Source organism: Borrelia sp. A-FGy1, assembly GCF_014084025.1.
Taxonomy (GTDB): domain Bacteria; phylum Spirochaetota; class Spirochaetia; order Borreliales; family Borreliaceae; genus Borrelia.
The window spans coordinates 189,776-209,047 of record NZ_CP043682.1 but is presented as its reverse complement, the minus strand read 5'-3'; the positions used below and the strand labels follow the sequence as shown (position 1 = coordinate 209,047).

15 protein-coding genes and 2 tRNA genes are annotated in these 19,272 nt (G+C 26.4%); 6 read left to right on the top strand and 11 right to left on the bottom strand.

Annotation, left to right across the window (positions count from 1 at the left end):
* Nucleotides 1-41 precede the first annotated feature (41 nt).
* A complete protein-coding gene (gene rsmD / locus F0310_RS00990; protein ID WP_182117114.1) occupies nt 42-581 on the top strand; it encodes a 16S rRNA (guanine(966)-N(2))-methyltransferase RsmD in 540 nt (179 codons plus the stop codon).
* Between the two features lie 14 nt (nt 582-595).
* On the opposite strand, the gene F0310_RS00985 is transcribed toward rsmD, so the two are convergent.
* Both F0310_RS00985 and F0310_RS00980 read right to left on the bottom strand, forming a co-directional pair.
* The gene (locus F0310_RS00985) at nt 596-2,140 is read right to left on the bottom strand and encodes an HD-GYP domain-containing protein (protein ID WP_182117113.1); all 1,545 of its coding nucleotides are present in this window, start codon (nt 2,138-2,140) and stop codon (nt 596-598) included.
* Nucleotides 2,141-2,321: 181 nt separating this feature from the next.
* Nucleotides 2,322-2,394 (bottom strand) — tRNA-Phe (locus F0310_RS00980).
* 140 nt (nt 2,395-2,534) lie between these two features.
* Here F0310_RS00980 and F0310_RS00975 point away from each other — a divergent pair.
* Entirely contained in the window at nt 2,535-3,374 is an 840-nt protein-coding gene (locus tag F0310_RS00975; protein ID WP_182117112.1) for an HAD-IIB family hydrolase, read from the top strand.
* 579 nt (nt 3,375-3,953) lie between these two features.
* On the opposite strand, the gene hflC is transcribed toward F0310_RS00975, so the two are convergent.
* From hflC to F0310_RS00955, 4 genes are all read right to left on the bottom strand, one after another.
* Nucleotides 3,954-4,925, bottom strand: coding sequence for a protease modulator HflC (gene hflC, locus F0310_RS00970; protein WP_182117111.1), 972 nt, complete (start codon nt 4,923-4,925; stop codon nt 3,954-3,956).
* Nucleotides 4,926-5,855, bottom strand: coding sequence for an FtsH protease activity modulator HflK (gene hflK / locus F0310_RS00965; RefSeq protein ID WP_182117110.1), 930 nt, complete (start codon nt 5,853-5,855; stop codon nt 4,926-4,928). It abuts the gene before it with no gap.
* Between the two features lie 205 nt (nt 5,856-6,060).
* Complete coding sequence (locus F0310_RS00960) at nt 6,061-7,311, bottom strand: hemolysin family protein (protein WP_182117109.1); 1,251 nt, start codon at nt 7,309-7,311, stop codon at nt 6,061-6,063.
* Nucleotides 7,312-7,366: 55 nt separating this feature from the next.
* A tRNA-Cys gene (locus tag F0310_RS00955) sits at nt 7,367-7,439 on the bottom strand.
* Between the two features lie 157 nt (nt 7,440-7,596).
* Between F0310_RS00955 and F0310_RS00950 the strand changes: the two genes are divergently transcribed.
* Nucleotides 7,597-9,120: a UDP-N-acetylmuramoyl-L-alanyl-D-glutamate--2,6-diaminopimelate ligase gene (locus F0310_RS00950; protein ID WP_182117108.1), complete on the top strand. Its 1,524-nt coding sequence runs from the start codon at nt 7,597-7,599 to the stop codon at nt 9,118-9,120.
* 4 nt (nt 9,121-9,124) lie between these two features.
* Nucleotides 9,125-10,219 (top strand): D-alanine--D-alanine ligase, encoded by a 1,095-nt coding sequence (locus F0310_RS00945; RefSeq protein ID WP_182117107.1) that lies wholly within the window; start codon nt 9,125-9,127, stop codon nt 10,217-10,219.
* Here F0310_RS00945 and F0310_RS00940 read toward each other — a convergent pair.
* Genes F0310_RS00940 through prfA form a run of 4 tightly spaced genes read right to left on the bottom strand, consistent with a single transcriptional unit; the run spans nt 10,216 to nt 16,368 of the window.
* Nucleotides 10,216-12,477 carry a hypothetical protein gene (locus F0310_RS00940; protein WP_182117106.1) on the bottom strand — a complete coding sequence of 754 codons (2,262 nt, stop codon included), beginning with the start codon at nt 12,475-12,477 and terminating at the stop codon, nt 10,216-10,218. The two genes, F0310_RS00945 and F0310_RS00940, sit on opposite strands and share 4 nt — an antisense overlap.
* Nucleotides 12,467-14,470, bottom strand: a complete 2,004-nt coding sequence (locus F0310_RS00935) for a RelA/SpoT family protein (protein ID WP_182117105.1) — start codon at nt 14,468-14,470, stop codon at nt 12,467-12,469. The genes F0310_RS00940 and F0310_RS00935 overlap by 11 nt, the downstream gene beginning before the upstream one ends.
* Entirely contained in the window at nt 14,454-15,287 is an 834-nt protein-coding gene (gene prmC / locus F0310_RS00930) for a peptide chain release factor N(5)-glutamine methyltransferase (protein ID WP_182117104.1), read from the bottom strand. The genes F0310_RS00935 and prmC overlap by 17 nt, the downstream gene beginning before the upstream one ends.
* Before the next feature lie 13 nt (nt 15,288-15,300).
* A complete protein-coding gene (gene prfA / locus F0310_RS00925) occupies nt 15,301-16,368 on the bottom strand; it encodes a peptide chain release factor 1 (protein ID WP_182117103.1) in 1,068 nt (355 codons plus the stop codon).
* A 293-nt stretch (nt 16,369-16,661) separates the two neighbouring features.
* Between prfA and F0310_RS00920 the strand changes: the two genes are divergently transcribed.
* Together F0310_RS00920 and F0310_RS00915 are read left to right on the top strand one after the other, a co-directional pair.
* Nucleotides 16,662-17,807, top strand: coding sequence for a tetratricopeptide repeat protein (locus tag F0310_RS00920; protein WP_182117102.1), 1,146 nt, complete (start codon nt 16,662-16,664; stop codon nt 17,805-17,807).
* Complete coding sequence (locus F0310_RS00915; protein ID WP_182117101.1) at nt 17,804-18,613, top strand: TatD family hydrolase; 810 nt, start codon at nt 17,804-17,806, stop codon at nt 18,611-18,613. The genes F0310_RS00920 and F0310_RS00915 overlap by 4 nt, the downstream gene beginning before the upstream one ends.
* Here the strand turns inward: F0310_RS00915 and F0310_RS00910 are convergent.
* A complete protein-coding gene (locus F0310_RS00910; protein WP_182117100.1) occupies nt 18,595-19,242 on the bottom strand; it encodes a flagellar filament outer layer protein FlaA in 648 nt (215 codons plus the stop codon). The genes F0310_RS00915 and F0310_RS00910 overlap by 19 nt on opposite strands.
* Nucleotides 19,243-19,272: the final 30 nt, after the last annotated feature.

Here is a 19,272-nt window from a genome sequence, read left to right as displayed (position 1 = left end):
AATATTTAATATTTTATTAAATTAATTTAAAATTAATGTTTATGCATATAAGTGCAGGTAAATATAAGGGAAAAAAGGTTGCTTTTATGAGGGCAGGTAATGTGCGTCCTGTGATGTCTGTTGTCAGGAAAGCATTTTTTTCTATTCTTTTTAATCAGATTATAGATTCAAATTTTCTTGATGTATTTGCAGGTACTGGAATAATGTCTCTTGAAGCTTTGAGTAGAGGAGCAAGATTTGTTCATCTCGTTGATTATAATAAGGTTTCTAGGAATCTTTTAGTTAAAAATTTTAGATTTATAAATGAACCTTATAAATTTTTTTTCAGTGAGGCTAAAATCTTTCTTAAGAAGAGTAATCTTTTTTATGATTTTATTTATCTAGATCCACCTTTTGATTATTCTTTTAAGGAAAAATTACTTGAAATAATTTCAAAAAATGATAGTTTAAATAAATATGCGAAGGTTATTATTCATTATCCTTCTAGAGAAAATTTAAGTAAGTATATTTTAAGCCTTTCTAAATACGATTCTAGGCGATATGGTGATTCAAGGCTTGATTTTTTTAAATGTTACTCTTAAATTAAATCTTAATATTAATCTTTGATGGAATTAAAAATATTGAATTCATTACTTTTAAGTTCTTCAATATTGCGTTTTAATTCAAATTTATTAATATTTTTTAATGGAGCTTTCTTTACTTCTCCGCTTTGTCTCTTTATGGTTATCTCTTTGGATTCAAGGTTAAGTATAACATCTCCAATGTTATATGATTTGTCCTTTTTTTTAATTATAGATAGAGTAGGCAATATTCCTACATTGTATTCAAATACAACTACTTTAAATAGAGGTTCATTGCTATCTTTTGTATATATGTCAAGGACTTCTCCATAGTCGAAAGGCGCAAGTATTGTTAAGAAAATTTTTAGCATTTCTATATCAAATTTTTTATTTTTTAAGTGTTTATTTGGTTTATCTGTATCCCAATGGTATTTTTCGCTATTTTGAAATAAGAATTCAATAGCCTCCAGAGGGTTAACAGGTTCTTTTATTATAATAGGATTTACCATTTCATCATAAGCATCTATTATACAAAAAATCCTAATAAGTTCGTGAGTAAATTTTTTAATTTTTATATCTGTATGACTCTTACTGTTAAGATAGTTTTTTTGACCATTTATTATCATTTTTGTAATAGGAGATATATCTTCTCTCATTCTAAATAGATTTTTAGAGATATTAATGCTTTTGTCTAAATATTCTATTTTAAGTTTGTACTTTTCTTCTGTTTCTTTGTTTTTAAGGCTGATTTTATCTTTCAGTTCTTTTAGTATATTGATATGCATTAGTCCTATTGGGTGTAGTAATACACCAAGAGCAGCTTGTAATATTGTATTGTTATCGTAAAAAAATTCTGTAAGTTGTGTATAATGTCCTTTATCGATGAAAAACTTTGATGTTGAGCGTGGGGCATCTTTTACTGCTCTTTCTTTATTTAGCTGTGCAATTGTTATTAAAAAATAAATTGTTGTGTCAATTGCATGAAGTAAAACAGAATCGCCTATTGTTTTTATTTTTCCATTGCAAAGTTCCCAATCTCTTCTGATTGAGTGTAGATATAATTTTTTTATTGTTTTTGAGTTAGACAGATTGTCCTTATTTCTCATTTTTTGAAAATCGAAATAATTATATATTTCTATCAATAACTTTTGAATAGATATTATTTTGTGTATTGGTAAAATTTTAAAGCTTCCCTCAATGATTTCTTTAGAATAAATAGAATCGGGATTTTCTTCCATGAGAATATTCAAATTTATTAATCTTTTTTTGCCGGCAATTGTAAATATTTTATCTTTTTCTGAAAATGGCTTATATATTTCTTTTAAAGAATGAAATAAATCTTCCTTTAAAAGATTTATTTCATTCTTTAAAAGTTCTTCATTGATTATATTTACTAATTTTTCGTGTGGAATGTTTGCATAGTTATTGATTACGGGTATACGTGTGACATTACCTTGTTTTAAAACTTTTATGATTTTATCATTTACTCTCGTACTTAGTTTAGATAAATTACCGATGTTTGAAAAAATAATATCGTTCTCTGTTAAGTCTTCTATTTTTTTTATTTCTTTGAGAATCATTTTGAGTCCTCTTAAATAGAATTTTAAATAATTGGCTCAAGAAAAGAAAATTTCCTAATAAAGGGTTAAACTCTTCTATTCCACAAATTTTCAATATTAGTCTGAAAGTTTAAGATTTAAAATGTAATTATCTTTTCTAACTTTGAATTATAGTACAATAAATAAACCCAATGACTAATATTGCCGCCGAGGAGAATCGAACTCCTGACACAAGGATTTTCAGTCCTATGCTCTACCAACTGAGCTACAGCGGCTATTTTTATTTTATAACGTTATAATTTTTCCATAAACATTTTTTTTTGTCAATTATTTATTAGTAATAATAAATTATTTGTTATTTTTTATATATAAAGTTGTATAATTAATCTCATATGCTTTTTATAGGAATGCTCATTTGAGTAAGGTATTTATTACGGATTTAGATGGTACATTGCTTGATGCAAAGGGATCTTTGTCAGATTTTTCTAAAAGCAATTTAAAGGAACTTCTAAAGAGAGATGACTTTAAATTTACAGTTGCTACAGGTAGAGATTTTTATCTTATGAGATCCCCTTTGAGGGGATTTAATTTTAAGATTCCCTTAATTAGTAATGATGGTGCTTATGTTGCATCTATTGACCAGGGTAAGTCTCTTTATGTAGAAAATATAACATGGGGTTGTCTTTGCGATATCTATTCTTATTTTAAGAGTAATGGTTTTTCTATATTTTTTAAAGTTGTACATAATGGAGAGGTATTTAATGCTTACGATGGTATTAATAATTTTTTAGAACATTGGTATCTTACATTTAAGCAAACTTTTTGTTGTTCAAATATTATTAAAATAAATAAACTCAATGATATCTTTCTTTATGACGTTTTATCTGTTACTGTTATTGGTATTCGTGAGATAATTGAATCGGCTTTTTTGAATATGAAAAATTATTCTGAACTTAAAGTTTCTAAATATGGAAGAATAGAATTTAACGATAAAATTAGTGTTATTGAGGTGCAAAGCATTCATGCTGAGAAAATAAATGGTATTAAATTTTTAGCTGATTATTTGTCTATTTCTTATAAAGATATTGTTTATTTTGGAGATTCTGATAATGATATCTCTGTTTTTAATGAGAATGAAATTCATAAAGTTACTCCTAAAAATGGTATTGATACTCTTAAAAATAAAGCTTGTGAAGTAATTGATTATCATTATAATGATTCTGTAGTAAAATATATACTAAACAATTTTAAATAATTTTTAAATAAATTGAACTTTATAATTATTATTCAGGTTTTATTTTTCTGTCTTTGTGTCATATCTTATAAAGATAAAGTTTTTAGTATTTATCTTTATTTTTTTGTAGTAATACATTAGCATTATAGCATTAAGTTTTGTATTTCTTTTATTTAAGTTTTTGTCTTTTTTCTGTAATATTATTTCCTTCAGTATCTTTAAATATTAAATAATAACTTTCTATTTTGTAATCGTTTTGGCTTTTGAGAATGGATTATTGATAATTTCTGAATAGATATATTGAGTCAATATGCTTTACTGTTTAAAAGTAACTATTTATATAGTTGCTAAGATGACAAGTGTAGTTATATGTATGTTTACTTATTTTTCTCTTTGTGTAATTCCTTTTTTCTTTACTTTAGTTTTTACTTTTTAAATTTGTTTAATTTAATTAGTTTTACTTTTTAATGTGTTGATATTTTATAGACTTTATGTAATTTATTAATAAATGTAAACTTAAAGAATTTTTACAACAAATCTTTAATATTTTTTTTAAATAAAACTTTTATTAAATTTAGTATTTCAGTTATTTTATATATTTTATTTTTTGTTATGTAAGTATTTGAAAAAATCCATGTCTGTTGAGAATATTTTCCGTTTATCTTTAAGTACTGCCTTGTAGCTTTCTAGTGCTTGCCAAAATATATAAAATTCAATATTTTGGCCATATGCATTTGCATAAATCCTTGCAGCTTCACTGTCGCCTTCAGCTTTAATTTTAGCTGCTTCAGCTTTTGCCTCGCTTAGTAATTTTAGTTTTTCTTTTTCAATGCTACCAAGAATTTCTGTTTTTTCAGCCATACCTGTGCTTCTTTGTTCTTCTGCTATTTGTTGCCTTTCTGAGATCATCCTATTATGTACGGAATCAATTAAGCTAGGGTCATAGCTAATTTTTCTAATAAGAACATCAACGATTTCAATTCCAATGTCTTTTGTATTTTTATTTGCTACTTCAATTATTTCGTTTTCGATGATTTTTCGACCCTTTGTTATTTGATAAGTTGTGTCATTTTTAGTCTCTTGAGCTGTCAAAATACCCTGAGATAGTCTCTGGATTGGATCATTTGAACTTCTAATCATTTCAAGTAAAGGGTACTTAGCAATAACGCCTCTAACAGCAGGTTCAATAGCAGCATCAATTCTTATATAAGCTCTATCCATTGTTTTGATTGAGGTATAAAACTTATTAATATCTGCAATTTTCCATCTAGCAGTTGTATCTATCCATATTAGTTGTTTCTCTTCGCCACCTGTTGGAATTCTTTGGGGTTCTCCATCCCATCTAAGTATGATTTTGGGAAATATCTGTACTTGTTCAATGAATGGGATTTTATATTTAAGCCCTGCTGTGTGTTCAGTTCTGTTAATTTTTCCAAGTCTTGTAGTGATTGAAATTTCATTTTCTTTTAGTATATAAATTGGTTGCATTATAGAAAGTGATATTAAGCTAATTATTAATGTAAATACAACAGTCTTAACAATAGAGAATAAAAATTTTATTATATATTTCATTTATTTTATCTCCTTAAAGGGTAGAAAGTTTTTTAAATTTTTATCGATTATTTCAATATTATCTTTGTTTTCGAGAATTTCTTTCATTGTTTCGTTATAGATCCTTTCTTTTGTAATTTCTGGATCTTTAATATATGCATTTAAAATTGCATTAAAAATTTTAGTGTCGGCTAATGCATTATTTATTCTGCTTTCTTTATATCCCTTAGCTTCTTCTATTACTTTGAGCGCTTCTCCTCTTATTTTTGGAACAATTTGATTAAATTCTTTCTTTCCTTCATTAATGAATTTGTTTTTGTCTTGGATCGCAATATTAACATCTTCAAATGCTTCATAGACTTTTCCTTTTGGTGGCATAGCATTTCTGATTTGTACTTGTACAATGTCAATTCCCAAATTATATGTTTTGATAATCTCATTCATTGAAGATTTTACTCCCTCTGTAACTCCAACTCTATTGTCATTAATTATTTCAAAAATAGTGTTATCTCCAATTAATCTGTTCATTGATGATTTTGCAATGTCTTTTATTGTTTCTTCTGGATCTTGTACTTTAAACATGAAAGAATATGGATCGTTTATTTTATATTGGACTAGCCATTCAATATTTATTATGTTTAAATCTCCAGTAATTATAATTCCCTCGTCTTCACCAGCATTAATTCCTCTATTATTATCTGTGTTAAACCCAAGTTTAACCTCTTGTACTATCTTTACTGGTAAAATGAATTTTTCCTCAATTAGTGGGATTTTAATGTGTATCCCTGATTCAAGGGTTCTATTTAGTCTTCCAAGGCGAAGAACAATTGCTTCTTCTGATGGACCAACTACGAAAACATTTGATATGATTATTATTGATATTATTGCAAATACAATAATTATTATTGTGTATTCGTATGTTTTATTGAAAAATTTTGGAATATTCAGCATTTTTATCTCCTTTTTATTTATTTATTTCAAGAGAAAATAAGTTTTTCTTCTTGATTTTTGATATTTATTAAGAATAAAGTTTTGATATAATGTTCATTATTTTATTGAATTTTGCTTGACAATTAAAGATGTCGGGACTTCTTTCAATTTGTATTTTGCCCTTAAGCTAGCTTTTGAAGAATGAAAAAACTTTTTATAAAAATTTTTATACATTTTCACTCCTTTCAAATTTTTTGAAGGTTATTTTTTTTATTTTATGATTTTGTACTTCCTCTATTAAGTATTCTCCATGCTCTGTATTAACTTGTTCTCCTTCTTTAGGAATTTTGTCAAGTAAATCCATTATGTATCCTCCAATTGTGTTTATATAATCTTTGTGTTGGATTTTTATTTCAATAGTTTCCTCAATTTTATCAAAGGTAGTTTCTCCAAGGATTAAATAAACATTTTCATCTTCTTTAGTAATAAATTGTTTTTCTTCTTCTAGGTCATATTCATCGAATATTGATCCAAATATTTTCTCTACTATATCCTCTATTGTCAGTATTCCCGAAAATCCTCCATATTCATCAATAACAATAGCCATTATTTTTTGATTTTGTCTCATGATAGCTAGAGTATCTTTTATTCTTTTGTTTTGTTGTACAAAGACAGCAGGTTTTGTAAATTTTATGATACTTTTTTCAAGTTCATTTTTGCTTATTTCAATTAAATCCTTAGTTATTAAAATTCCTATTATTTGTTCTCTATTTTGACCTTTATATACAGGAATTCTGGAATATCCTTCCTTTTTAATCAATTTAATTTTGTCTTTTAGTTTTGATGTGCTTGAAAGTGAGAATACTTCTGTGCGGTGAGTCATAACTTCAGATGCTCTAACTTCTCCTATATTTAACATTTTTTGCATGAATATTCTAGCATCATTTTCTAAAATTCCTAAATTTTCAGCTAAGAATAACATATTCTTTATACTATCTTTATTCATTTTTTGACTTGTTTTTATTTTACATAAGCTTAATAGGACCTTAGTTATTCCATTAATTACATATATTATAGGGGTGAATATAAATGTTAATGTTTTAAGTAATATTGAGGAAGACAAAGCTACGCCTTCATTATTTAATATTGCTATCTGCTTAGGAAATATTTCTGAAAATATCAGAACTATTATTGTTACAATTCCTGTTGAAAAAGCAAGGGCATTATTGCCATACTTGTTAAGTACAAATTTTGTTGCAAGAACACTGGTTGTTATATTGGCAATATTGTTTCCAATTAGAATTGTTGTAACGAGTTTTGATGGATTTTGAGCTAGGTTATACGCAACTTTACCTAATTTTCCCTTTTTCTTTATATCTTGGATTTGTATTAAGCTTAATGAAGTGTATGCAGTCTCTGAAGCTGAAAAAATTGCTGAAAGCGTTATAAGTATTATTATTAATGTTAACTCTAACATATCTATTATTTTAGTTTATCTTCTTAAAAACTGTATTGGCTCTTATTGACTCTAAAGGCGCTGACCGGAATCGAACCGGCGAATCAAAGTTTTGCAGACTTCTCCCTTAGCCACTTGGGTACAGCGCCATAAAACAATAGTTAGTTTATTAAAAAATGATTGAATTGTAAACAGCATTTTAGTATTTGCTAGCATTAATAATGCTAGAGTAGATTTTGACAATGTAAGGCTTCTATTTCTGAACTTTATATCAAAATAGTTTTTATTTTTGTACAATTTATTAATATGAATAGAAAAAAAAGACTTAATAGTGTTTTAGCTAAGTTAGATAAGAATTTAATCATCGAGATTAGAGGATCTTGTGATTTGGAAATAATAGGGCTTGCATATGATTCGAGATGTGTATATACTAGTTTTGTATTTTTTGCTCTTCCGGGGTTTCATTGTGATGGTCAAAAATTTATTGAAGAGGCAATTCAAAGGGGTAGCAATGTTATTGTATATACTAGTCATGTTGACTTTTATGTTCCTGATGTAACATACATTAAAGTTGATTCTTTTAACATAAAGAGATTTATGTCAAATTTTTCTAATATTTTTTATGATGAACCTTCAAAAAAGCTTAAAATTATTGGAGTAACAGGAACTGACGGAAAGAGTTCTGTTTGTTTTTATATATATACTCTTTTAAAGTCTATGGGTATTAAGGTTGGATTTATTTCAACAGTGTTTTTTGATGATGGAAGTGGAAATTTAATTAAGAATCCTTATAGGCAGTCAACTCCAGAATCAACAGAAATTCATTTTTTTCTTAGTAAAATGGTGAATAATAATGTTAAGTATGCTATTGTTGAATCAACATCTCATGGCCTTGATCCTAGAACGGCAAGGCTTGTTGATATTAAGTATTCTGTTGCTGTTTTGACTAATGTTAGTCATGATCATCTTGAATTTCATGGCACGATTGAGAATTATTTGAGAGCCAAGCTCAATCTTTTTTCTTCTACTGCCATTAATAATGGGATTGGTGTTATCAACATTGACGATAAAAGTTCTTCTATCTTTTTAAATTCTATTGATAAATATTATACATATAGCTTGGAGAATAAGAATGCTGATTTTTTTGTAAGCAAGATTAATGAAAAAATGGGTTTTACAGAGTTTGAATTTTTTAATAAAAATATTAAATATGATGCTAAAGTTAATTTGACAGGTAGTTTCAATGTTGAGAATGTAATTGCTGCTTTAATTGTTGTAAGTCAAGTTGCAAGTATTAGTATGCTAAAACTTGTTTCTAGTCTTGTAAATATTAAGGGTCTTTGTGGACGAATGGATGGTGTTGATTTTGGACAGAATTTTTCTTTGATAATTGATTATGCTCATACTCCTGGTGCTTTTCTTAAGCTTTTTCCTATATTTAGAAGACTTTCAAAAAATAGATTAATTGCTGTATTTGGTTCGGCTGGGGAGAGAGATATTTCTAAAAGAAGATTACAAGGAGAGATTGCAGATAGATATGCAGATATAATAATACTTTGCGATGAGGATCCAAGGGGTGAAAAAAGTATGAATATAATTAAAGATATTGCAGAGGGAATTTCTTATAAGATTAGGAATGAAAACTTATTTTTCATTCCTAATAGGAAAGATGCAATTGAAAAGGCTATAGCCCTTGCAAATTCTGATGATTTGGTAGTTACCCTTGGAAAGGGACATGAAGATTCAATAATATATAAAGATAAAAGTATTCCTTGGGATGAAAAAATTGTTATTAAAGATATTATTTTACGTTTAATGAATAGAGGTTAATTTTATGAAGAAAAATCTTATGTTAATATTTGGTGGAGTTTCTTTTGAACATGAAATTTCTTGTAGATCTGCTTATGTCGTTTATAAAGCTCTTCTGAAGCTAGATAAGTATAATGTGTTTTCAGTTTTTATTGACAAGAATACTGGAGTTTGGTATTTATTGGACTCTATTACTGTTGATTCTGAATTTATTAAGAAGGATAGTTCTTCTATTATTAGTTTAGTACCTGGTTATGGGATATTTGTAAGAGATAGAGACCTTGAAATTGATGTTGTGTTTCCTATTGTCCATGGAAGAACAGGAGAAGATGGATCTATTCAGGGGCTTCTAAAAATAATGGATATCCCTTGTGTTGGTCCTGGTATTTTAGGAAGTGCTATTTCTAGTAATAAGTATTTTTGTAAGCTTTTGCTTAATAGTTTTAATATTCCTTTGGTGCCTTTTATTGGGCTTAGAAAGTATGATTATTTACTAGATAAAGAAGGAATTAAGAATAATATAAAACAAAATTTGAAATATCCTGTTATTGTTAAACCAGCTGTATTGGGGTCTTCAATTGGAATAAATATTGCATATGATAATAATCAAATTGAAAAATGCATAGAAGAAGCTTTTAAATATGATTTAACAGTTATTATAGAGAAATTTATAAGAGCTAGAGAAATTGAATGTTCTGTTATTGGAAATGATCAGATTAAAATATTTACTCCTGGGGAGATTGTTATACAAGATTTTGTATTTTATGATTATGTTGCTAAGTATTCTACTATTCCTGGAAATTCTATTGTTTTTAATATTCCAGCTCATCTTGATACAAAACATTTATTAGATATTAAAGAATATGCATTTTTAGTTTATAAAAGTTTAGAACTTAGAGGTATGGCAAGGATTGATTTTTTTGTTGAAAGAGATACTGGCTTAATTTATGTCAATGAGATAAATACAATACCAGGATTTACGGATATTTCTATGTTTTCTAAGATGTGTGAACATGATGGTGTTGGCTATGAGTCTTTGGTGGATAAGTTAGTGGATTTTGCTTTTAATAGTTATGAAAAAAGGAAAAAAAGAATTGATTTTAAAAAGTTGGAAGATTAGTTTAGTTTTAAACTTTTTAATTTTTCTATTTCCTTGTCATCTTGGAGCTTAAAGAAAATATCTAAATCATGTTTTTCAGGTTTAGGAAGTATGCCTGAGTATTTAATTGAATATGAATAATCAATTTTTATGCTTCTATCTTCTGTTTTAGTTTCTTTATCATATATTTTGACATAATGGTCATTAGTGTCAAAGTAAGCAAATATATCATATTTAATGTCTTCTTGCGATTTAACTGTAAAAGCGATATTTATTATTTTTGACTTAATATTGTTTACGGTGAATATTATATTGTTAGATGCTACTTTGTACGGTGTATTGCTTTGATATATTATAAGTTCAGATGCATTTTTTAATTTTAAATTAATTTGTTTTGCAATATTCTTAGTATTAATTTTGATTCCATATATGCTTCTTTCAGCAATATCTATTTTTTGAAAGGAAAGATTTATTAAATCTTTTTGTATTTTAAATTCCTTTTCCACTTGTTTTTCACTTTTATTTAAATTTAAATTGAAATCTTTTGTTACTATTTGAATTGTATTTCTGTTTTCTTTAAGATATTCTATGCTAATTTTATTGATTTTCTCTGGAAAGCTTATTATTTGATTGATTTTAATTGTTGAAATTTTACTTATGTTATTTGAAATTATTATTGTAGCGATCATTAAGAAAAAAATTATAGATTCCATTTTTTCAGCTTTTTTGAATTCTTGTAATATCGGTTTAGTTCTATACTTTAAATGTTCTATTATATTAATAAGTATTGGTGAGAAAAGTGAGATTGATATTAAATAACATAATGCTATTGGCCTTGAAGCAAGAGGGGTTGTTTGTAGGGATGTTATTAAAATGAAGTTTATTGTCCAAATAATGATTATTATGGTCTTTTTTATAAGTTTTTTGTTATTTGGAATAATTAATATTAATATATTTTTCAATAGGATAATTAAAATAAATTCTATTTTAATGTATAGTATCATTATGAGTTCAATAATGGAAATTGCTATTGCTAAATATTTAAGATCTCTAAAATTTAAATATATTTTAAAGTTATATATGAAGTAGGATATCAGATTAAAATTAAATAATGTTAAGAAAAAATTTACTAGATAGATTGGATTTATAACATTATAGTCTATTGAGTTTGTATATTCTGTAAGTATTTTATTTGTGGCTATAAATGAAATATATGTACTTAAGAATAATATAAAAAATAGCCTTGCTATTTTGTAGTAATTATCTTTGACTTTTCTGATTATTATGCTAGTTTTTGTAAATTTACTAATAAACATCAATATAATGAAATTATAAATAGTATATATTAATATGATGAGTGTACTTTCATTTATTATCAATTTTTTAAATGGAATATTGATTATAATATAGTGCAAGTGATTCTTATTTTGGATATTTTGTTTAGATATTATTGTTTCTTTAATTGATTTATAAATTTCAGAAAGATTATTGTTTTTGGAGTATTTTAAAAGAGGTATATTTTTATTATTATTGATAATTAAAATGGGAATTTCTTCTTCTAAATATAGATTATATATTTCATTTATATTTTTATCATGGATTTTTGAAACAATAAAATTTACTTTATTGTTTTCAAATGGATTAATAAGGGATTCTAGAAAGCTTAAATCTGTTTTTGAATTTATTATATTTGATTGATTTTTAAATTCTATTATATTATTTTCTTTTTCTTCATTTAGCATCAAATATATTGTTCTTTTATTTTTCTCAAGAGTGTTACTATTAAGGAGTAGTATGCTACTTATTTTTGATATTTGTTTATGTGAATCATCTTTAATAAAGTATATGTTTAATGTATTTTCAGGTTTGAAATTTTTAAATTCATTTAGCAGTGTCATTGAAATTGCAATTGCAAGATTGTTTTGTAAATCATATTGTATCTCTATAGGTACAATGATATTATAATCGGTTTTACCTATTCCTTTTACTTGTGAGTGAATTGTTTTTTGCGAATATCCAATAAAGCCAATCTCTTGAAGTAATTGTTCTTTGTATTGAATATTGCTTTCTTCCAGAAAATTTTTTATGTAGTCATAAGTGTTTTTGATTTTTGTTATTTTTTCTGTATCTTTGTTTAATTTATTAATTTTTATAATATGTTCTTTTATTTGTTGAATATAGGGGTATATCCCATTATAGGGGTATATCCCATTTGCTTTTATTGTTTTGTTTAAAATAGATATGTTTATGAGAATTAAGAATAATATCTTAATTCTCATAATTTTTAATGTCTTCTTCTACTTGCATTATTTTAAGTATATTGGGATTCTCTTTGAGAGATAAAAGTACCATTTCTACATTTTTTGCATTTGATGAGATGATTATGTTGCTTATGCCATATCCATTTCCACAATCTTCTATTTTTTCACTAATGAGTCTTACATTGAAATTTGTAAAAATGTTATCTAGATAATTGAAAAGACCTTTTAAATTTTTTAAGAATATTACAATATGATATACTTTTCTTGTTGGTGTTGCCTCCCATTCTACTTCTACTAGGTTACTTTTTTTATATTGTTTTACGGTTTGACAATTATCGTTGTGTATTATTATTTCATCTTTTTGTATTATGCCTATGATATCTTCTCCTGTTGATGGATTGCATTCAGGAGATAATGTAATTTTTTTTATTTTAGATTTTGTTAATGATTTAAACAGACTAAAAAGTCTTTTTTGTTCTTTATTTTCTCTAATAAGATATGCAATTATGTTATTATCTACAAATATCGTGTCATCATTTTTATTAAGCCAAGATCTAATTTTTGAACGTGCTTTTTTTGTTCTAACACTATTTAGCCAAATTACATTGGGTTTTGCCTCAGGTGAGGTGAATATTTCAACAATTTGTTCGTTTCTTAAAGGTTTTGTTAATGAGCTAATCTTAGCATTAATTTGTGCATAGAGTGCTTGGTCTCCAATGTCTGTATGTATTGCGTATGCGAAATCAATTGAATTTGACCCAAATGGAAGTTCTATTATTTCTCCTTCTGGAGTATATACATATATAAATGTGTTTAATAGTTCTTTATGTATATCATTCATTGAGTATTGGTTTTTATTCATCGAATCTTGCTGCCATTTTTTTATTCGATTAATAAAAGAAAGATCATCAGCTTTCAGTTCAGTTTGCTCTTTATAGATCCAGTGAGCAGCAACACCGTATTTAGCGATTCTATCCATTTCTTCTGTTCTGATTTGTATTTCAATTAATTGATTATCTTCTGGTATTCTTACTGTGGTATGTAGAGATTGGTATTTGTTCTCTTTAGGTATTGCTATATAGTCTTTTAATCTTCCTGGTATTGGTTTCCAAACTTTGTGTACAATTTCTAGTATTTCATAACATTCTTTTTGCTTTCTACAAATTATTCTGATACCTAAGGTATCAAAAATTTGAGATAGCTTATTAGTTCTTGTTTTCATTTTTCTAAATATTGAATAGAAATGCTTTGAGCGCACTATAATTTCTGCTTCAATCCCAATTTTTTTAAGTTCTTTCTCTATTGCCAATTTTCCTTTATATAGTTTTTTTTCTCTTTCTATTTTTGTTTCGGATAAAAAATTTTTTATCTCTTTATATTCTTTTGGATAAAGATATTTTAATGACAAATCTTCTAGATATACTTTAAGAGATGAAATACCTAGTCTTTCTGCAATAGGTACATAGGTAGCAAGACAATCTTTTGAGATTCTCTCTCTTCTATTTTTAGGTAAGTGGGAAAGAGTTGTCATGTTGTGTAGCTTATCAGCAAGTTTTATGATTATTATTCTAATGTCATGAGTCATTGCGAAAAACATTTTTGAAATAGTGTTTGCTTCTTTAATTGCTCTTGTTTTATTGTGTAAATCATGAATTTTTGTTACACCATCAATTAGGCTTAAAATTTCTTCATCAAATTCTTTAATTATTTCTTCTTTTTCAACGCTTGTGTCCTCAAGCACATCATGTAGTAATCCAGCTATTGTTGTTTTAAAATCTAATTGAAATTTTGAAAGAAATAAGGCAACCATTATTGGATGTATTATATAAGGAACTCCACTTTCTCTATATTGTCCATAATGTAGTTGTTCTGATATTTCAAGGGCTTTAAATATTAATTTTTTTTGAATCTCATCTTTATAAGTGTTATTAATAGTATTTTTGAAGATGTTTTTTATTTTATCAATATCATTTATTTTCATTAAATATGCAATTTCATAGGGTTGTATCATTTTTTATCCTCAGCACTAATGCTCTTTTTCTTGTCTCAAGATCATGTAGAGTTTTGAGATATAAAAACCCTTCCTGTATTGCAAATTCTTTCATAGGTTCTATTTGCCATGGAGCTAATTCTATTATTAATAATCCATTTTGTATAAGTTTATGTTTTGATTGTTGTATTATTTTTCTTGAAAGCTCAAGCCCATCTTTCCCGAACCCTAAAAGAGCTATTCTTGGTTCTTTTTCTAACTTTTCCTTTATTTTAAGTTCATCTTCATTTAAATAAGGAGGATTAGTAATTATTATTTCAAACTCTTTGTTTATACATTTTAACAGATCTGAATATAATATTTCTATATAGTTTTCTAATTTTAGTCTTTTTGTATTTTTTAATGCTACTTGTAGAGCTTTAATAGAAAAATCTGACAATATTACCTTTTTCTTAATATAATATGCAATTGTAAGTCCAATGCAACCACTTCCACAGCATAAATCTAAAATTTTATTTAAGTTATTCTTTTTAATTTGTATTAAAGCTTCTTCTACTAAACATTCTGTATCTGCTCTAGGAATAAGTACATATTTGTTTATATAAAAATTTATTCCCATAAATTCTTTTATTTTAAGTATATAGTGTATTGGAATTCCTGATTTTATATAATTTATTTTACTCAAAAATTCATGTTCTTCTTTTTTTGTTAAATTTTGATTTTTATTGGCAAGAATTAATTCTTTTCTAATTTTTAAAATTTTTTCAAGTAATAATAATGCATCAAGATAGTGTAGATTGTGTTGTTTTGAGCTTTTTATTGCTTCGTTTATATTCATTGAAAAGTTATATTTAATTATCTTTTAAGATTCTTTCTTGAAGTTTAATGGCTAGCATGTCAAGAAAAGAATCAAGATCTCCTTGTATTATTTCTTCTAACTTATAAAGACTAATATTTGCTCGATGATCTGTTACTCTGTTTTGTGGAAAATTATATGTTCTAATTCTCTCAGATCTATCGCCTGAACCTACCTGTTGTTTTCTGTAGCTTGAACGTTGTTCTTGTTTTTTAATATCTTCAAACTCATAAAGTCTAGCTCTTAAAATTTTCATCGCTTGGTCTTTATTTTTATGCTGACTTCTCTCATTTTGACACTGTACCACGATTCCTGTAGGTAAGTGTGTGATTCTAACAGCAGAATCTGTTGTATTAACATGTTGTCCACCTGAACCGGAAGATCTGTAAACATCTATTCTTAAATCTTTATCATTAATTTCAATATCTGTATCTTCAGCTTCAGGAAGTACAGCAACAGTTGCGGCAGAGGTTTGAAGCCTTCCATTAGATTCAGTTATTGGCACTCTTTGAACTCTGTGGACTCCGCTTTCATGTTTTAATTTTTTAAATACATCTTTACCTTTTATTTCAAAGCTTATTTCTTTAAATCCCCCCAGTTCTGTTTCATTAAAGTTAATAAGCTCTGTTTTCCAACTTTTTTTCTCAGAATATTTTGTGTACATTTCGTAAAGATTGTTGGCAAAAAGTGCAGCCTCCTCTCCTCCAGTCCCAGCTCTAATTTCGATAATAATATTTTTACTGTCTTTTTCGTCTTGAGGTAATAGCAATACCTTAATTTTATTTTCGGTCTCTTCCTTTTGAAGATTTAAAGTAGCCAATTCTTGTTTTATTAGTTCCCTCATTTCTAAATTTTCTTCTTCAGAGAAGATTTTTTTATTTTCCTCAATTTGGTGTAGTATTTTTTCATATTCGTTTTTTTGTTCTCTAATTTTTTCTAGGTAATTATATTCTTTTATTATTTTTGCATATTCTTTTTGATTCTTAATTAAATTTGTGTCCTGTAGTTTATCTTCAAGCATTTTTATTTTATTTTCGATTGGGTCTAATTTATTTAAAATCATTTTAGTTTTTCTCCTAATGGATAGTAATATTTTATCTTAATTTTGGGTTTTTTTGTTATAATTGCTTTTAAATTTTGTATAAGGGATTTTAGTTTAAATTTAAATAAAAATTTGAGCTCGTAAATTTAAGTATATTTTTTTTAAATTTTTATATAATATGTATTATTAAGATTGGAAATTAAAGATTTATTAGTATCTTAGTATGTTTATGTCTAAATATAATTTATACGTTTTAATAGCATATATGAAATGAGTTGAGTTATATCTTTAATAAACCAGTTAAAGGGGTATTTATGTTAGAAAAGGAACTTTTATTAGGTGATCTTGAAGATATATCGCAAGTTTCTGATAATAAACTTCTTGATGTTACTGAGAAATCCAAGAGGGGATATCAGTTAATAAAGGAAGAGAGGCTTGCTGAAGCAAAGTCATTATTTAATGATATTTTAGAAAAGGATAATGATAATAATTATGCTCTTGTTGGACTTGGAGATATTGAAAGGAAGAAAAAGAACTTTGATAAAGCTATAATTTATTATCAAAGATGTCTTTCTAAGCATTCGAATAATAATTATGCGCTTTTTGGTTTGGGAGATTGTTATAGAAGTTTATATGATTACAAAAAGGCTACAGATATATGGGAAGAATATTTAAAATATGATCCTGAAAACATTACTGTTTTAACAAGAGTTGCAGCTTCTTATAGAAAGTTAAAAAATTTTCAAAGGTCTAGACAAGCATACTTAAGAGTAATAGAACTTGCGCCAGATAATGATTATGCTCTTGTTGGTATTGGGCATTTATATTATGATTTTAAAGAGTATAAGGAAGCATTGAAATATTGGCTTAAGATGTATGAGATAAATCAGGCTAAGATTGATGTTCGTGTTTTGACTTCAATTGGCAATTGTTATAGAAAATTAAAGGAATACAATAAAGGAATTTATTTTTTTAAAAAAGCATTAGAAATTTCTCCAAATAATTTTTATGCTGTTTTTGGACTTGCTGATTGTTATAGGGGGAATAAGGATTATCATGAAGCATTGAAATATTGGCTTGCAATAATAGAAAAGGATTCAAAAAATAACTTGGTTTTAACAAGGATAGGGGACATATATCGATATTTGAAGGAATATGAGAATTCACAAGTATATTATAAAAAAGCGCTTGAAGTTGATTTTGATATGTTTGCTGTGCTGGGCCTTGCTTTATTGCAAAAAGAGAAAGGACAATATGAAGAAGCATTAACCGCTATTAAAAATCTTATAAAAAACAATCCTAAAAACTCAATGTTATATATTAATGCTGCTGAATGTTATGAGGCAATGGGGCAAATTGAAAATGCTTTGGATATTTTATCAAAGTTTTTACAATTGGGAATGAAGAATGTTGCCATTATTGACTATATTGATGAACTTAAGAAGAAGAAGGACTTATGAACCTTGAAATTGAGAGATCTATTTTTTTTGATAAGTTGATAGATACTCATGTTCATTTTAATGAGCTTAAGAAGAATTCTATAGATGTTCATCATGTTATTAATAAATGTTCTAGAAATGGATTTGTTTATTTTCTTGATATTGGCTTACATCCTAGTGATTTTTATGATAGAAAAAGGCTTTTAGAAGCTTATTCTAACATTGCACTAACAGTTGGAATTCATCCATTAAACGACACTTTAAAAGATGACTTTGAATTGATTGATAATATTTTGGTAAATGAAAATGTTATTGCTGTTGGTGAGATTGGTCTTGATTACTTAAAATCTGATAATAAAAAAGAACAGATTGAAGCTTTAAATGTTCAATTAGATTTGGCTAGTAAATATAAAAAGCCTGTTATTTTACATATTAGAGAAGCTTATGATGATGTTTACGATATTATTAAATCTTCCAATTTTTTGAACAGAGGAATACTTCACTGTTATTCTGGTACTTATGAATATGCCAAAAAGTTTATTGATCTTGGGTTTAAAATATCTTTTGCAGGTAATTTAACTTTTAAAAATTCAGAATTTTTAAGAGAGGTTTTGCGTAAAATAGACATTAGTGATATTTTGATTGAAACAGACAGTCCATTTTTAGCTCCAGTTCCTTTAAGGGGTAAGATAAATGTTCCCTTTTTTTTAGGGTATACATGTCTTGAAGTTGCAAAGGTTAAAAGTTGCGACGTAGAAAGTATTGCAGCTAAATTGTATCACAACTTTAAAGATTTATTTAAAAATGTTTACCAATTATCATCATAAGTATTTGATATACTTTGTTCATCAATCATTGCCTTGAGCTCTGATAAATATATATATTGAGGCTCGTAATTTATTCTATGCTCAGGTATTATTTTTATTCTTATTAATTCAGAGTCTCTTGTTTCTTTTTTAAATTTATATTTTTTTTGTGCAAAATTTTTTGGAATATATGCTCTTAGTTTTTTCCATCCAAGGAAGTTAAGTTTAGAGATACCGTTTTCTGCTTTAAAGGGGATTGAGTGAAAAGTCCCAGATGAATCTTTTAATATTGCAAAGACTTCTGTGTTGGTTTCTCTTCCATCTATCCATAAAGAGAGACTCCTAACAATGCCTGGTATTGTCATCTGTTTATCTGGGTCTAGATTTATTTCACTATCGCTTCTAGAAGTTATATATTTAAGTGCTAATACAAATTTGTTATCTTGAGTATCATTATTGTTGTTTTTAAATCTAGCAAGTAAAGGATTAATCCTTTCAGTAAAAAATCTTAAATTAAAATCAAATGGGTCTTCCATTTTGGAAAGAGTATATTCTTTTTGTTTTTGGTTATCGTTCTTTTTATCAGTTTCATTTTGTGCAAATGCATAAATATTAATAAAAGTAATCAATATTATTAAAATCTTTATCATATAAAATCCTTATAATTTGGAACTCAATAT

Coding starts and splice junctions, on each gene's coding strand:
- F0310_RS00950 (WP_182117108.1), top strand. CDS start 7,597: ATGAATAGAAAAAAAAGACTTAATAGTGTTTTAGCTAAGTTAGATAAG.
- rsmD (WP_182117114.1), top strand. CDS start 42: ATGCATATAAGTGCAGGTAAATATAAGGGAAAAAAGGTTGCTTTTATG.
- F0310_RS00960 (WP_182117109.1), bottom strand. CDS start 7,311: ATGTTAGAGTTAACATTAATAATAATACTTATAACGCTTTCAGCAATT.
- F0310_RS00945 (WP_182117107.1), top strand. CDS start 9,125: ATGAAGAAAAATCTTATGTTAATATTTGGTGGAGTTTCTTTTGAACAT.
- F0310_RS00915 (WP_182117101.1), top strand. CDS start 17,804: ATGAACCTTGAAATTGAGAGATCTATTTTTTTTGATAAGTTGATAGAT.
- F0310_RS00935 (WP_182117105.1), bottom strand. CDS start 14,470: ATGATACAACCCTATGAAATTGCATATTTAATGAAAATAAATGATATT.
- F0310_RS00940 (WP_182117106.1), bottom strand. CDS start 12,477: ATGAGAATTAAGATATTATTCTTAATTCTCATAAACATATCTATTTTA.
- F0310_RS00910 (WP_182117100.1), bottom strand. CDS start 19,242: ATGATAAAGATTTTAATAATATTGATTACTTTTATTAATATTTATGCA.
- prfA (WP_182117103.1), bottom strand. CDS start 16,368: ATGATTTTAAATAAATTAGACCCAATCGAAAATAAAATAAAAATGCTT.
- hflK (WP_182117110.1), bottom strand. CDS start 5,855: ATGCTGAATATTCCAAAATTTTTCAATAAAACATACGAATACACAATA.
- F0310_RS00920 (WP_182117102.1), top strand. CDS start 16,662: ATGTTAGAAAAGGAACTTTTATTAGGTGATCTTGAAGATATATCGCAA.
- F0310_RS00985 (WP_182117113.1), bottom strand. CDS start 2,140: ATGATTCTCAAAGAAATAAAAAAAATAGAAGACTTAACAGAGAACGAT.
- hflC (WP_182117111.1), bottom strand. CDS start 4,925: ATGAAATATATAATAAAATTTTTATTCTCTATTGTTAAGACTGTTGTA.
- prmC (WP_182117104.1), bottom strand. CDS start 15,287: ATGAATATAAACGAAGCAATAAAAAGCTCAAAACAACACAATCTACAC.